This is a genomic window from Ruminococcus sp. D54t1_190329_F1 (assembly GCF_015551645.1).
Classification (GTDB): Bacteria; Bacillota; Clostridia; order Lachnospirales; family Lachnospiraceae; genus Blautia_A; species Blautia_A faecis.
Genome location: NZ_JADNDC010000043.1, coordinates 1 through 14846 on the forward strand (window position 1 = coordinate 1; position 14846 = coordinate 14846).

The 14846-nt window shown below is 43.8% G+C and carries 14 protein-coding genes; 1 reads left to right on the forward strand and 13 read right to left on the reverse strand.

Features of this window, described 5'->3' with window-relative positions; translation table 11 throughout:
• Positions 1-228 precede the first annotated feature (228 nt).
• The 13 genes from I2D69_RS20505 to I2D69_RS16490 form a co-directional block, all read right to left on the reverse strand.
• The gene (locus I2D69_RS20505) at positions 229-357 is read right to left on the reverse strand and encodes a hypothetical protein (protein ID WP_255610626.1); all 129 of its coding nucleotides are present in this window, start codon (positions 355-357) and stop codon (positions 229-231) included.
• Positions 358-728: 371 nt separating this feature from the next.
• A complete protein-coding gene (gene ruvB / locus I2D69_RS16435; RefSeq protein ID WP_195380256.1) occupies positions 729-1730 on the reverse strand; it encodes a Holliday junction branch migration DNA helicase RuvB in 1002 nt (333 codons plus the stop codon).
• A gap of 88 nt (positions 1731-1818) precedes the next feature.
• A complete protein-coding gene (ruvA, locus tag I2D69_RS16440) occupies positions 1819-2433 on the reverse strand; it encodes a Holliday junction branch migration protein RuvA (RefSeq protein WP_173736110.1) in 615 nt (204 codons plus the stop codon).
• A gap of 342 nt (positions 2434-2775) precedes the next feature.
• Positions 2776-3945 carry a YibE/F family protein gene (locus I2D69_RS16445; protein ID WP_227199151.1) on the reverse strand — a complete coding sequence of 390 codons (1170 nt, stop codon included), beginning with the start codon at positions 3943-3945 and terminating at the stop codon, positions 2776-2778.
• Positions 3946-4066: 121 nt separating this feature from the next.
• A complete protein-coding gene (locus tag I2D69_RS16450) occupies positions 4067-5629 on the reverse strand; it encodes a metallophosphoesterase family protein (protein ID WP_195380257.1) in 1563 nt (520 codons plus the stop codon).
• 235 nt (positions 5630-5864) lie between these two features.
• A complete protein-coding gene (locus tag I2D69_RS16455) occupies positions 5865-7151 on the reverse strand; it encodes a putative ABC transporter permease (RefSeq protein WP_148461995.1) in 1287 nt (428 codons plus the stop codon).
• 310 nt (positions 7152-7461) lie between these two features.
• Positions 7462-8259, reverse strand: coding sequence for an RnfABCDGE type electron transport complex subunit B (locus I2D69_RS16460; RefSeq protein WP_173717758.1), 798 nt, complete (start codon positions 8257-8259; stop codon positions 7462-7464).
• Between the two features lie 12 nt (positions 8260-8271).
• Complete coding sequence (rsxA, locus tag I2D69_RS16465; protein ID WP_173715976.1) at positions 8272-8847, reverse strand: electron transport complex subunit RsxA; 576 nt, start codon at positions 8845-8847, stop codon at positions 8272-8274.
• A 6-nt stretch (positions 8848-8853) separates the two neighbouring features.
• A complete protein-coding gene (locus tag I2D69_RS16470; RefSeq protein WP_173715975.1) occupies positions 8854-9564 on the reverse strand; it encodes an electron transport complex subunit E in 711 nt (236 codons plus the stop codon).
• Positions 9561-10175: an RnfABCDGE type electron transport complex subunit G gene (locus I2D69_RS16475; protein WP_195380258.1), complete on the reverse strand. Its 615-nt coding sequence runs from the start codon at positions 10173-10175 to the stop codon at positions 9561-9563. The genes I2D69_RS16470 and I2D69_RS16475 overlap by 4 nt, the downstream gene beginning before the upstream one ends.
• On the reverse strand, positions 10172-11152 hold the full coding sequence (locus tag I2D69_RS16480; protein ID WP_118578045.1) for an RnfABCDGE type electron transport complex subunit D: 981 nt from the start codon (positions 11150-11152) through the stop codon (positions 10172-10174). The genes I2D69_RS16475 and I2D69_RS16480 overlap by 4 nt, the downstream gene beginning before the upstream one ends.
• Before the next feature lie 17 nt (positions 11153-11169).
• On the reverse strand, positions 11170-12495 hold the full coding sequence (gene rsxC / locus I2D69_RS16485; protein ID WP_334300314.1) for an electron transport complex subunit RsxC: 1326 nt from the start codon (positions 12493-12495) through the stop codon (positions 11170-11172).
• A gap of 100 nt (positions 12496-12595) precedes the next feature.
• Positions 12596-13486 (reverse strand): putative ABC transporter permease, encoded by an 891-nt coding sequence (locus tag I2D69_RS16490; RefSeq protein WP_173717753.1) that lies wholly within the window; start codon positions 13484-13486, stop codon positions 12596-12598.
• Between the two features lie 132 nt (positions 13487-13618).
• Here I2D69_RS16490 and I2D69_RS16495 point away from each other — a divergent pair, with 132 nt between their 5' ends.
• Entirely contained in the window at positions 13619-14641 is a 1023-nt protein-coding gene (locus tag I2D69_RS16495; protein ID WP_227199147.1) for a ribonuclease H-like domain-containing protein, read from the forward strand.
• Positions 14642-14846 lie beyond the last annotated feature (205 nt).

Here is a 14846-nt window from a genome sequence, read left to right on the forward strand (position 1 = left end):
TTGATTTTGGCATGAAAAATACCTCCAAAGTAACAGATTTTTATATTTAATCTGTCTACTTTAGAGGTATCATATCATGGTAAAGAATAGACGGCTATTTCTTAGCTAAACATATTTGCCAGAACGGAGAACCTTGACTTTCCTTACTGGCTTTCTTGATAAGTATACTATATGCCAGCTTCCGGGATTTGTCAATTTCCCATTCCGAGCCACCTATTCATTTTTCTTTTATACCGCTTCCAAATAAGCCAGATCTTTTACCGCTTCAAGACGTTTCCGGCAATCTTTGTATATCTCCTTGTAAGGTTTTCCTTTCACAATTCCAAGATTGACCTCATGCAGGATAATTTTTTCCATCAATTTATTAATTCCTCACGGCTTTCTCACTGCTTCGATCAAAATATTATCGACTGTTCAAGCACTTCCGGTTCTCGCCGCTTCCTCGCCGCTTTATTCCATTTTTCACGGATTCCTCACGGCTTCGGTGCGGCTTTCCAGCGGTTTCACCTATCTCATAACTTTCTAAAACGACGAAGCTACTCTAATACGTTTTTCGTCTGTCCCTCACCTGTTCAATTAAGCAGTAAACAATCTAATCCTTATGATGAATAATAAAATAGCACCCAATACCAATTAAGGCGTTGAGTGCTTTACTTATTTTGTGGCTTTCTGTACCCCACATTTTACCCCACAAAATTTAAAATTATAAATTTTCCATACTTCTATGTTTATATTTCAGGCACAGGAAAGCCAAGGTGTTCATAGGCAAGTGCAGAAGCCATCCTGCCTCTTGGAGTGCGGTTCAGGAACCCGTTTTTCAGAAGATATGGCTCATAAACGTCTTCCAATGTACCGGAATCTTCACCGATGGCAGCTGCCAGAGTATCAAGTCCCACCGGGCCTCCTTTGAAGTTTACGATCAATGTAGTCAGAATCTGACGATCCAGTTTATCCAGACCATACTGATCCACCTCCAGAAGATTCAGTGCAAAACAGGCCACGTCATAGGTAATTTTCCCATCGTATTTTACCTGGGCAAAATCACGTACACGCTTCAAAAGGCGATTGGCAAGACGAGGAGTTCCACGGGAGCGCATGGCAATCTCACCGGCACCCTTTACGTCGATTTCCACTCCAAGCACCTGAGCGGAACGCATGATAATAGTGGTCAATTCTTTCTTACTGTAAAATTCCAGATGATGGATCACGCCAAAACGGTCACGTAAAGGTGCGGAGAGAAGTCCTGCCCTTGTAGTTGCTCCCACCAGGGTAAACCTTGGCAGATCCAGTCGAATGGATCTGGCAGAAGCGCCTTTTCCAATTATAATATCTATGGCAAAATCCTCCATAGCGGGGTAAAGCACCTCTTCCACCTGACGGTTCAGACGGTGGATCTCATCTACAAAAAGAATATCTCCTTCCTGAAGATTGTTCAGAATTGCTGCCATTTCTCCCGGCTTCTCAATTGCCGGACCTGAAGTTACCTTCATATGTACTCCCATTTCATTGGCAATAATTCCTGACAAAGTAGTCTTTCCAAGGCCAGGAGGACCATAGAAGAGGACATGGTCCAGGGAATCGTGACGCTGTCTGGCAGCTTCAATATATATTTTTAAGGTATTTTTGGTTTTTTCCTGGCCAATATACTCGTCCAGGGTCTGTGGGCGAAGATTCCCTTCCAGAGAAAAATCCTCTTCCATAACATCAGTGGTTATGATACGATTGTCCATTTTTTACCTCTTGAAATTAGTGTTTGCATTTATATACCGGGATGCATTTCATTCACGATAGCACCCTTTGCGAAAAAATTTATGGAATCTAAAAATTCTTCAACGCAGCTTTCAGGATTCCTTCTACATCCGTCGGCTCCACATCTGTCACCTTGCGCACTGCGCGGAGGGCATCTGTACTGCTGTAGCCAAGTGCCACCAGTGCTTCTACTGCTTCCTGTCTGGCATCTGTCATTCCTGCTCCAGCTGCAGCTGTAGTAGCCTGAACCTGTTCATTGGCAAGCTTCTGCTCAAAGGCTTCTTCCAGACTGAGCTTATCCTTCAGCTCCAGGATCAGCTTCTGGGCTGTTTTTTTACCGATTCCAGGGGCTTTTGACAAAGTTTTCACATCATCGGAAAGAACAGCAAAGCGAAGCTCATCTGCAGTGATTCCTGCCAGAACTCCCAGAGCAGCTTTCGGTCCAACTCCGTTTACACCAAGAAGAAGTTTAAACACCTGTAAATCATCTTTATTGAAAAAGCCATAGAGAACCATTGCATCTTCTCTTACCTGAAAATAAGTATGAAGCTTCACTTCCTGTCCAATGTGTATCTGTGCCAGTGCGTTTCCGGTCATATTTATTTCAAATCCGATGCAATTTGATTCTATGATTGCAGAATTCTCGGTAAGGTCTGCTACTGTTCCTCGGATGAATGAGATCATGGGGAGGACCTCCTGTTTTATCTATTGTAAAGAGTTATATTCGAAATTCTTTGTCATCATACCATATCTAATAAAAAAAAGCAAACATTCATTCGGGTAAAAATAAATTCAAACGGACGCGATGGAGCCAGTCATATTCCACGCGGACCGCCGCAACGTTCCACCAAGCTAATGGCCAACTACAACTAAGACGTTCAGGAGAGCCTTCACGTCTAAGTTTACGTAGGCCATGGATCTTGGCTTCACTAAAACCACGGCTTAAATGGTCTGCTTAGGAATAGGACTGGCCCCAACGCTGGTAGTCGGCTAAAACTAATCTTTTCCCGAACAGTCATAAAATACTTAACAGTCCTTTTTCACAATTTTTCCATGATAAAGAACCGTACAAATAAGAACCGTCAACGGCACTGAGAGCACAATGCCGAAACTTCCCGCCAGCCCCTGCATGATGGCGATTCCAATGTTATTTGAGTTGATAATCTGCTGGTAAGGAAGGTCGTAGGCGTAGTCCAGGAGGAGCATGCTTACACTGCTTCCGGCAAAAGCTAGGATCAGAGTGTTGCTGTCTGTACCCATCATGTCACGGGCTACATGCATTCCGGCTTTGAACAGGTCGGCGCGGCTCATTGCCAGGTTTTGATTATAGATTTCGTACATGGAACTGCAGACAGACATTGCCACATCCATCACGGCGCCCAGACAGGAAATAAGAAGGCCTGAGAAAAGGAGACCGCCTACCTGGATTCCATTTGTGTTCCATAAGGTCATCAGCGTCTCAATATCGGAAACATTGTAGCCTGTGATTCCAGATGCCATGCTGAAAAGCCAGGCGGAAATTCCGGCGATTACTACGCCGGCTACGGTTCCTGCCGTGGCTGCTATGGTTTTTCTAGTAGCTCCGCCGATCATGTACATTGTCACCAGCGTAGTAATAAAGCACATAAATACGGCCGCTCCAAAAGGAGACACATTCCGATAGATCAGTGGCAGATACACAAAGATCACGCAGAAAAAGGTAAACACAAGCCCGATACATCCTTTTATACCCTGGCGTCCGCCTATAGCGCACAGTGCCAGGAGATAAAGTGCTGCAAAAATGTAGATCACCCATTCCCTGTCCTGGGTGTACACACTGGCGATGGTGGTATCTCCAGCCACACTTTGCATCACGATTACTTTCATTCCAACTTTACATGCAGCGCCGAACAGGTAACCGGAGCTGCTGGTTATTTCAAGTTCCTCTCCTTTTCGGACACCGGTCAGCATACGCACACGAACCTTTTGCTCTCCCACACGGGTTCCGTTGTCCTCCAGATTATCCTGAAGAATTTCTGTCACTTCTGCTTTTTCAAAGGTCTGCCCTGTACGGACAACCAATTCTGTTTTGTCCACCTGGTTCAGTTGGTAAACAAAAACTCCAAATAATACAATTATTACTCCTAAGATACAGCGCCAGACTGCTTTTTGGGAAAAGCGAAGTCCGGCGTTGTTTTTATTTTGCATCTGATTCATTTTTATTACTCATTTCTGTCACTTATTTTCTTGGCTTCCAGCTCTTTTCACACTTTTTTCTGCGTTAAAAACGCTTACAGTAAGTGTTAAAAAGGGCTGTTTGCATATCTTTTACTGCAATTTATTTTGCAGTTTTCTCAATTGTAAAGGTATCATCAATTGCCTCTACACTTCCGTCATCTGTGATCTGATAAGTATCAATGGTAAATTTCTCTGCATCCATTGTGATAATGGAATAGCTTGGAAGCCAGTTCTGGCTGCGGGCTGCAATGTAATCCTGCTGTGTGGAAACAAGCTCATAGTATTTGGAACCGGAAGCAGAGTTTGCAGTCATGTAAAGAGTTCCCTGTGGATCTGTTACGGTATTGCCGTCTACATCTTCAATGGTGTAGCACTGGTTGTCCTCTTTGAATGCGTCAAGTGCAGCCTTCGCTTCCTCGTCGCCGTCCTCCGGATTTAAAGTGATCTGCTCGCCAGTCTCAACATTTGCAGCGTGATCCCAGTCATAATCAGTTCCATCTGCATTTAACTGGAACTCATAGCTCTGGTGAGTCTGTCCGTCACCATAAAGAAGTTTAGAACGGCTGTATGTATGGTCATGTCCCTGAAGTACTACATCAATGTCATTTGCATCAAATACAGGAGTCAGCTGTGTACGAAGGATCATACCGTCTGTATCAGAATGGTCAAGTCCAGAACCGTAGATATCCTGATGGATGGTTACGATACGCCATTTTGCATCCGGATAAGCCTTTACAGCCTCTTCGATAGTATTCTGATGCTCTGCTACATTGTAATTGTTGGTATTCAGAACAATGAAAAGTCCCTCGCCATAGCTGTAATAATAGTCTCCGCCAGCTGCTGTTTTTCCATTTTCTGTGTTGTTCGGGTTATTGAAATGATATGCGTAGTCTGGATTCAGGGAATCATGGTTTCCAATGGTAGTTGCTACCGGAAGGCTTGCAAGTGCATCTGCACTAAGATAAGAAGCATACTCTTCCTCTTTTGCAGCACCGGTTTTGTTTACCTGGTCACCGGCAGAGATTACAAAGTTTACGTCCGGGTTTTCTGCAAGTGCAGTATTTAAGGTACGATTCCAGGAAAATCCGTCATTTCTGGCTGCTGTGTTTGCTACCCCATCATCTGGAACCAGTTCAGCACCGTCCTGTGTCTGACCTTTGGAAGCGCCTACCTGCGGGTCACCAACATAGATCATTTTTACTGTGTCAGTGCTCTTTGTTGTATATTCAACAGGCTCGCTCTGCTCACCATTTTTCTCAACTGTGTAGTAATATGTGGTGTTTGGCTCAAGACCTGTAACGGTTACATGATTATATTCGTAAGCTTTATCGCCGGTAAGATCCTGGTCAACATCTCCAGCCTCTCCTTCGAAGGTATCCAGAGCCTCTTTGTCAGTTCCGAAATGAACAACCGGTGTTGCTGCTGCATCTGTTTTTTCACTGTACCATGCAAAGTTCAGTTCAGTGTCATCTTTTCCCGGGGTAAGAGAAACCTTCGTAAAATCCGTGGCAGTTGCATCCCAGTTTGCCACCCATTCGTCCCAGCCGCTCTCAGCTCCAACTGCACTGCTGTCGGTATAATGCTCAGTAGCACCAAAGGCTGTGGAATAAACAGTTGTCATTGCAAAAACAGTTAAAATTGCGGCGATATATTTTCTTTTCATAATAATAAAATACTCCTTTCAGATGTAGGAAGGAAACTTGCGGGCCCTTATTTCCTTGTCCGAAAGGAGTATAGCACTCTAATTTTCAGAAAACAATAGTGTTTTCTGTCTTTTGACGCATATTTAACAGTACTGTCACATGTGCATTCTGTTCTTTTTTTAATTCTTTACACAGTTTACATTGTTTTTACAATTAATACTTTTATCTGGGTTTGACACGTATTTGAAAAAGGTTCTAATCCACTTTTTTCGCTTTCGGATATACCTGTGCCATCCGACCATCATCAAAATGTTCATCTACCCAGCTTTCAAAACTGTTTGCAGCTTCTATTCCATTGCTTCTGGCATTATAACGTGCCAGTGCTGCACTGGATATAATTCCGTCTGCAAGCATAAATATGATCAGAAGCCAGGTAATGATTTTTCCAATTTTTACCGGAATCTTCTCGATCAGCCTGGAAACAGGCGGATAGAATATTTTAAACCATGCCACTGCTGCAAATCCCCAGAAGAAACAGTACAAAAGATTGATTCTTCCACCAAGGTTAAACGGGATATCACTGTAATCCCAGAATACAGTTCCAAATACGATTTCTGTGAAAACACTGCAGATATATTCATAGGCACCGCCAAGAAATGTGCCCATCCAGAAAAGGAACTGCTGGGAGCGGTTTCTGTATTTGTAGAGAAGAGCTGTAACTGCTGCAATGGCAAGGCCCCACACAATACTGAAATCTCCCCACACCACACTGCTGCGGCTCATCCAGTATCCAGCTGTAATCCGGCAGAAAATAGTCTCTGTAATATCTCCAAGAAATGCGCCAATAAAAAACAGCAGTACAATTTTATAAAAGCTGCAGCCGTAGGCAAAAATCTCCGGATGTGCCTCTTCTTTCTCCGTGTGCTGCTTCTGAGGATATGCTTTGGTAATTCGACGATTTACAACATCATCAATTTTTGCCCCAAGCTTCTTTGTTACGGAATCAATATCCCGGTCAGCGGCGATCCATCTTTCAGGATTCTTGCTGTGTCCAAAAAGAATGGTCAGCGTGGCAATGGCATCCACTGCAAGGAAGCCCAGAAGAACCAGTATGATAATTCTGCTTATAAGACCTGGAAGCATGCCATATAAGGACATACAAAGCCCGTTTCCAATTTTGATCACAAATACACCAAGAAGACCCCAGACACAGGAGGTTGGAACACTGACATATCCATCCAGATTCCATTTGATCTTCCGGTAATCCCACCATCTTTCATGGTACCACATTTCAATTAAATGTCCTGCGATCCACTCAAGCAGGGAGGCTACAATGGCACAGCCAAGAAACAGCCAGATACCGGTCAGTTCTCTTGTAAATGCGGTAATGAAGAATCCGCCAAATCCATAGATCAGACAGAATGGACCATTGATAATACCTCTGTTTGCAAATTTTTTCTGTTTCAGGGAAGCAAGAACTGTCTCAAGGACCCATCCTGCGAAGGAATAGATGAGAAACAGCCAAAGTAATTTCCAAATCATATGCATGTCTCCTCTTTTGTGTGTGATATTTAATAAAAAAACCTTGCAGTATTCTTTATCTGCAATTATATAATCCTGATTGGAACATCATATCACACACGAAGTAAAGCGTAAACAAAAAGATGGCTATCTGAAAGGCTTTAGAGCGTGTTTGAAAAAAGCTTTCTGCAAGATGTGCGTCACAATTTGCAGAAATGATTTTTCAAACACGCTCCGCCCCCAAGAATAAAGCCTGTATTCCAGCTGCTGGTTCTCATAAAATTTACATTCTATGCCAACAGTCTGAAAATACAGGCTTTTCATTTTTATTTTATGCCTCCCGGATAACCCCTCTCGGACAGGCCTCCTTACAGGCTCCGCATCCTGTACACTTCTCATAATCAATATGTGCACAGAAATCTTCCACGGTAATTGCACTGTTTGGACAGGTCTTTTCGCACTTCTTACAGCCGATACAGCCAATCTCACAGGCAGCCATTACCTGTTTGCCCTTGTCATGAGAACTGCAGTCCACAGCCACTTTCTGGTCGTACGGAATCAGCTCGATCAGATGTCTCGGACATTTGGCAACACATTTTCCACAGGCTTTACAAGCTTCTTTATCTACTACTGCAATGCCATCTACAATATGAATGGCATCAAATGGACAGACCTTCACGCAGCTTCCAAAGCCACAACAGCCATATGTACAGGACTTTGCACCGCCATTTGGCACGAAAGGAAGCATCTCGCAGTCTTCCACGCCAGTGTAAACATACTCTTCTTTCGCTTTTTCACAGGTTCCGGAGCATTTTACATGAGCTACCTGACGGGCAGTCTCAACTGCCGCCTGTCCCATAATACCGGCAATTATTTTCCCAACAGGCTCTCCGCCTACCGGGCAACGGTTTACAGGCGCTTCACCTTTGGCAATTGCTGCTGCCAGACCATCACAGCCCGGATATCCACAGCCGCCACAGTTATTTCCAGGAAGAGCTTCTCTTATGGCAACTTCCTTCTCATCAATTTCAACAGCAAATTTTTTTCCAGCTGCTCCAAGAAAAACACCGATGAAGAGGCCTACTGCTGCAACCAGAATTGTTGCTGCTATAATCGCACTAATATTCATCCCGACGCCTCCTTAAATTAATCCTGAAAATCCGAAAAATGCAATCGCCATCAGTCCAGCTGTCAAAAGAACGGTTGGAAATCCCTGGAATGATTCCGGAATATCGTTGTAGGCAATTTTCTCACGGATTCCTGCCATCAGCACAATAGAAATGGAGAAACCAAATGCTGTTGCGAAACCGTTTACAGTGCCTTCCAGAATATTGTAATCCTTCTGCACGTTTGTAAGAGCCACACCAAGAACTGCACAGTTTGTGGTGATCAGAGGCAGATACACGCCAAGTGCTTTATAAAGAGAAGGCATACTTTTCTTCAGGAACATTTCTACGAACTGCACCAGTGCTGCAATGATCAGAATGAACACGATGGTCTGAAGGTAAGTCAGATCAAGCGGCTGAAGGATCAGCTTGTAGATCACACTCGTTACAAAGGAGGACAATGTGATTACGAAAATAACCGCACCGCCCATACCAGCTGCAGTATCTGTAGTCTTGGAGACTCCAAGGAAAGGGCAAAGTCCCATAAACTGGCTCAAGACTACGTTATTTACCAGCGCAGAGCTTACAATGATCAGTAATAATTCTTTCATCTTCTCTTACCCCCTTTTTCCCGAACACATGGAATTTCCGCAGGAAGCACAGCCGCCCTTGCAATCCGGATTGCTTGGATCAATGCCTCGTTTTGCAGCACCAATCTTGAATTTGTTCTGAAGCGCAGATAAAAACGCAAGGACAAAAAATGCGCCAGGTGCAAGAATAAAGATAGTTACCGGCTCATAGCCTATTTTTCCCGCTGCAGCATCTGCAAGAGGAAGGATCTGTTTGCCGAAAATACTGCCGGCACCGATCAGCTCACGTACCGCACCGATACAGGTGATACTTAAAGTAAATCCAAGTCCCATTCCAATACCATCAAAAAGTGAAGGAATCGGTTTGTTCTTGGATGCATAAGCCTCTGCTCTTCCCAGAATGATACAGTTTACAACGATCAGCGGAATGTAAATTCCAAGGGAAGAATACAAAAACGGGATAAAACCCTGGAGAAGCATCTGCACAATTGTTACAAAGGATGCTACAACAACGATGTAAGCAGGCATACGCACACTGTCCGGAATAAAATTACGGAGCAGGGAGATCATCAGGTTGGATGCTGCCAGAATTACCGTTGTGGTAAGTCCCATTCCGATACCATTGATTGCGGATGTGGTGATGGCCAGTGTTGGACACATACCAAGCATCAGCACAAAAGTAGGATTTTCTTTGATAATACCATTTATCAGTCGTTCAGATGGTGTATTCTTTTTCATTTCTGGCTGCCCCCTTTCTCATAACGGAATGCGGCAAGTCCTGCATTGACGCCATTTGTCATGGCATTTGTGGTAATTGTCGCACCACTTAACGCATCGATCTCATCATCAGAGGTGGCACCAGTTTTTGTGTAGGTAAATTTCTCTACGTTCTTATCCTTGAACTGATTTTTAAAATCATCTGTAGTTGCACGCATACCAAGACCAGCGGTCTCACTGATGGATAAAATGGAAATTCCGTTCAGAGTTCCATCATCCTGAACGCCCATGGCAAACTGAATATCTCCGCCGTAGCCTTCTGCTGTGGTTACGGTAAAGGCATAGCCAAGTTCATTTTCCTGGTCATCCTTTGCAAGCATGACTTCATCAATATTCTGAGCCTTGTAACCGTTTTCATCCAGATAGCTTTCCAGATCAGTATCCTCACCGCTTGTAACAGTCTCGAAGCTGGCTGCATCAGCAAATACTGCCTTATATGCCTCTTCCTTCTCTTTCGCCTGCTGGCTTGCAATCGGACCTGCTGTAATATCGTTTACAAGACCAAGAAGCAGTCCGGAAACCAGTGTGATCACAGTCAGCGCAAGAGTATCTTTCACGATCTTATTTTTCATTTCTTCGCGCCTCCTTTTCCAAAAGCAACCGGACGGGTGAAACGCTCAATCTGAGGTACCAGCAGGTTGCAGAAAATAATCGCATAGGAAACGCCCTCTGCGGAAGCTCCGAAAATACGGAAAATTCCGGTAAGAACACCAAGACAGACGCCATATACATACTGCCCCTTTGGTGTAATGGGGCTTGTAACGTAATCTGTTGCCATAAACCATGCACCAAGCATAAGACCACCGCCACAAAGATGGGTGAGCAGATAATTTACATCAAAGCCTTTGCCGGAAGCAAGCATATAGATGATCACAAATACTGCAAAGCTGCCAATATAGGTCAACGGAATTCTGGCGCTGATCACTTTGTAGCAAAGCAGGATTGCTGCACCGATCAAAATGGCAATTACAGATGTCTCTCCGATGGTTCCCTGGATATTACCAAAAATCAGATTCTTAACCGGAACGGAGGAGCCTGCCACAAAGCCATGGTCACGAAGAGCGGCCAGAGGAGTGGCTCCTGTCACACCGTCAACAGCACCTTTAAAGCTGTCTGATACAGAAAAATCTGTCATCTTGCCGGCAAAGGAAATCATAAGGAAACAGCGGGCTGCCAGGGCCGGGTTCATAAAGTTCTGGCCAAGACCGCCAAAAAGCTGTTTTACCACAATAATTGCAAAAATACTGCCGAGCACCGGGATCCAGAGCGGAATTCCTGCCGGCATGTTCAGACCGATAAGAAGTCCGGTTACCACTGCACTGAAATCCTTCACAGTGTTCTTTTTGTGCATAAAATGATCATATAACCACTCTGCAAGCGCAGCTGAACCGGTGGATACCACCAGAACGGCAAGAGCCTTTAATCCATGATTATAAATTCCCATAAGGGCAGCAGGCAAAAGCGCTATGACAACCAGCTGCATGATTTTTGCAGTGGTCATCCTTGCCCGGACATGGGGATTAGATGATACATTAAACATTTGTTCCATTTATTTCTTCCCCCTTATTATTTCTTCTTCCTGCTTGCCAGAACCATTTTACGCATGGACTTAATGCTCTGGGTCAACGGACGTTTGGCCGGACAGATGTAACTGCAGCAGCCGCATTCACAGCATTCCATTCCATCAAACTTCTGGAAGCTCTCCATATCGCCGCGCTGTGCAAAGGTCGCAAGTCTTGCCGGAATAACATGTCCGGGACAGACGCTTACACAGCGTCCGCAGTTAATGCAGGCTGTCTCTTCCTCTTTCGCATCTGATACCGGGTCACTCTGCATACACAGAAGGGAAGAAGAGGTCTTCACACATGGTACATGAAAATCATACATGGCAAATCCCATCATAGGACCGCCGGAAATCACCTTACCGGCATGCTCCTTCAGGCCACCGGCTGCGTCGATCAGTTCGGCCATATCCGTTCCTGTACAGACTTCAAAATGTGCCGGACGGTTGATGCCCTTACCGGTTACTGTGAAAATCCGCTTCATGATCGGTCTTCCAAGTGCCACTGCGTCATAAATACTGCATATTGTTTCAACATTATCTACAATACATCCGGCATCTGCTGGAAGCATGGAGGAGTTGATTTCTCTTCCTGTCACTGCATAGATCAGGGTACGCTCACCACCCTGGGGATATTTGGTCATCAATTCTTTTACTTCGATATTCGGGACTCCGGCAGCCAGTTCTTTCATTCTGGCAATACAATCTGGCTTATTGTCCTCAATGCAGATACAGCCCTTTGCATTTGGAAAAAGTCCGACTACAATCTTTAATCCTTCCACAACCTTCTCCGGCTGATCCATCATGCGCCTGTAATCACTTGTAAGATAAGGCTCACATTCTGCACCGTTCACCAATATGTATTCAATCTTGTCAGACTCCTTGGGGGAAAGCTTCACATGTGTGGGAAAGCCTGCACCTCCAAGACCTACTACACCGCCGTCGCGAATCCTTCCGATAATCTCCTCACGAGTAAGCGAAGCCGGATCTGCCGGGTGGAATTCCACCTCTTCATACAGTCCGTCATTCTCCACTATAATGGAATCTACCATACTTCCGGTAGCTGTCAGACGTTTCTCAATCCCTTTCACTGTACCAGATACAGAAGCATGAACAGGAGCAGATACAAATCCGCCTGCTTCAGCGATCATCTGACCAGCAAGCACATGGTCACCCTTTGCAACCACAGGCTTCGCCGGAGCACCAATGTGCTGGGACAATGGGTATGCCAAATCTGCCTTAGGAAGATATTTCTCCACCGGACAGTCCTTTGACATTTCTTTCCCCTCGAAGGGGTGTACGCCTCCTTTAAAAGTTAATCGCACTAATATTCACCGCCTTTATTTTATTGATTACTGACTCTTTTGTCCGCAGCAACCTGATTTATTGTCTGTTTGATTTATATTATTAATATCACTTTTGTCTGAGTATTTATTCAGCGTCTTTATTTCTCCTGCCAAATCCATATTTCTTATGGATCTTATATCCACGGTTCAAATTCGGATATGCCTTTACAAAACGCTGCATGTTGTGGCTGACCTTTCCTGCCATAGCCTCTTTACGCTTCTGAAGCTCTTCAGAGATATCTGACAGCATAGCAGTTCTCTTCTCTTCCAGTTCCTTGATCAGAGCAACATCATCAAGGCGTCCCAGCTTGCTCTCCAGCTGTTTCTTGATTCTCTCTCTGGAAAGTCCGCTGCTCTCCTCCAGATTCTCCATCTTCTCACGTGCCTGTACAAGCAGTTCTACACGCATCTGATCCAGCGCCTGCTCCCATGCAGGAATACGCTCGTGAATATGGAATGCAGCTGCAGCTGAGAAAGCGAAATCCACTATGTAAACAACTGTGACCACACAAACTGCAATCTCACCTGTTTTTCTGGAGTAAAGCTCTACAAAATCAGAGACCACCGGATGAAGGACTCTGAAAAGCCCTACTGTAAATAAGCCCCATCCAAGGGAACATCCCAGGCAGATACGTCCCTGAAAATTAAACTTCTTATCACTGTAGTCCCACCATGACGTATGGAAAATATTCTCCATCAGAGCTGCTGTCACATATTCCAAAGCCGTTGCAACTACAACTCCTCCCACAAACAAAAGAAGCAGATCCCCGCTTACAGGAAGAAGAATCAGATAAACAGCAAGTGCTCCGCAGCCATATATGGTACATAAAGGACCATTGATAAAGCCTCTGTTTATCAGCTTGCCTTTTCTCACCGATACATAACAGGTTTCCCACAGCCATCCAAGAAAGCTGTATATATAAAACCAATTGGCAATGTGATAGAAATCCACTCCGTTAATTGATAACTCCCACATAGATTTCTCCTTTTCTTTATATATTCTGACTATTCTATACATTCTACTATACCGCATTTTATGAAAAAATTCACTACCTAAAAATAAAAAAATTGTGTATAATTAAATACAATCCATGAAAGGAGTATAAACATGCTGATTGTTAAAAAAATGCCGATTTTACAAGGTTTTCCGGACTTTGAGACTGTTAAAAATTTATCTGGAAATGCTACTGAGAATGTCAATTTTTCACCATTATTTTATGATATTGAAACCACTGGATTGGGACGAAATTCATCTTTTTTATATTTAATTGGTGCAGTTTGCTATGAATCTGGTTCCTGGCAGCTTTATCAGTGGCTTGCTCCCGATTTCCGGGAAGAAAAAGCATTATTGGAGGTTTTTTCAGAATTTATAAAAAATTTCAGCTGTACCATCCAATACAATGGAGATTCTTTTGATCAGCCTTACCTTCAGGCTCGTTATAAATTCTACGAGCTGCCAGATCCTTTTGAGGGGATTTCTTCTTTTGACCTGTATAAAATGCTTCGCCCTCTGAAGGGATTTTTAAAGCTCCCAGGGTTAAAGCAGGAACAGATGGAAGCCTTTCTTGGAGAACAGAAGCGCATTTACTGTAATGGCGGGGAATGCATTAAAATCTATAAAAAATATATGGCACACCAGGAGCAGACGGACCTGGATACGGTTATGGGACACAATATGGAAGATCTTCTCGGACTTGGCGATGTGTTTAAAATGATGGGGTATCTTGCACTCAGGGATGGTGAATTTACTATTCGCGGAACTGATTTTGACGGTGAAAATCTAATTTTGCAGATGAACCCCCATTACAGCCTGCCCGCTTCCTTTTCTAACGGCACAGAAGAATTCTATATTACAGGTCAGGACAATCTGGTAAGCCTCCTTGTAAAGCCTTTCAATGGCCGTATCCGCCAATATTACAGCGATTACAAAAGTTATGATTATCTGCCCGGAGAGGACATGGCAGTACCTAAATCTATTAGCAAATTTATGGAAAAAGGACTGAAAAAATCTGCTACAAGAGAGACCTGTTATACCTGGTTTCCATGCACAGAAGAATTTCTGGAAAATGAAGAAAAGCAAAAGCAATATTTAATACATACCCTGGAATTTTTATTTTGGAAATTAAAATAAACTTTCAACCCATATTCCAAAATTCCCAAAACCTTTTTCAAACATACTCAAACTTCCAAAGCACGTAAAATCTCACGTAAAAAAGACATCATCCCCAGAGCGTATCTGAAAAATCATTCCCGCAAATTGTGACGCACATCTTGCAGAAAGCCTTTTTCAGACACGCTCTAACAGACAATGTCTTTTTACTAATATCATATTCAAG

What these genes read in the sequence shown, in the direction of transcription:
- I2D69_RS20505 (WP_255610626.1), bottom strand. Translation starts at nt 357, where the DNA reads ATGGAAAAAATTATCCTGCATGAGGTCAATCTTGGAATTGTGAAAGGA.
- ruvB (WP_195380256.1), bottom strand. Translation starts at nt 1,730, where the DNA reads ATGGACAATCGTATCATAACCACTGATGTTATGGAAGAGGATTTTTCT.
- ruvA (WP_173736110.1), bottom strand. Translation starts at nt 2,433, where the DNA reads ATGATCTCATTCATCCGAGGAACAGTAGCAGACCTTACCGAGAATTCT.
- I2D69_RS16445 (WP_227199151.1), bottom strand. Translation starts at nt 3,945, where the DNA reads ATGAATCAGATGCAAAATAAAAACAACGCCGGACTTCGCTTTTCCCAA.
- I2D69_RS16450 (WP_195380257.1), bottom strand. Translation starts at nt 5,629, where the DNA reads ATGAAAAGAAAATATATCGCCGCAATTTTAACTGTTTTTGCAATGACA.
- I2D69_RS16455 (WP_148461995.1), bottom strand. Translation starts at nt 7,151, where the DNA reads ATGATTTGGAAATTACTTTGGCTGTTTCTCATCTATTCCTTCGCAGGA.
- I2D69_RS16460 (WP_173717758.1), bottom strand. Translation starts at nt 8,259, where the DNA reads ATGAATATTAGTGCGATTATAGCAGCAACAATTCTGGTTGCAGCAGTA.
- rsxA (WP_173715976.1), bottom strand. Translation starts at nt 8,847, where the DNA reads ATGAAAGAATTATTACTGATCATTGTAAGCTCTGCGCTGGTAAATAAC.
- I2D69_RS16470 (WP_173715975.1), bottom strand. Translation starts at nt 9,564, where the DNA reads ATGAAAAAGAATACACCATCTGAACGACTGATAAATGGTATTATCAAA.
- I2D69_RS16475 (WP_195380258.1), bottom strand. Translation starts at nt 10,175, where the DNA reads ATGAAAAATAAGATCGTGAAAGATACTCTTGCGCTGACTGTGATCACA.
- I2D69_RS16480 (WP_118578045.1), bottom strand. Translation starts at nt 11,152, where the DNA reads ATGGAACAAATGTTTAATGTATCATCTAATCCCCATGTCCGGGCAAGG.
- I2D69_RS16490 (WP_173717753.1), bottom strand. Translation starts at nt 13,486, where the DNA reads ATGTGGGAGTTATCAATTAACGGAGTGGATTTCTATCACATTGCCAAT.
- I2D69_RS16495 (WP_227199147.1), top strand. Translation starts at nt 13,619, where the DNA reads ATGCTGATTGTTAAAAAAATGCCGATTTTACAAGGTTTTCCGGACTTT.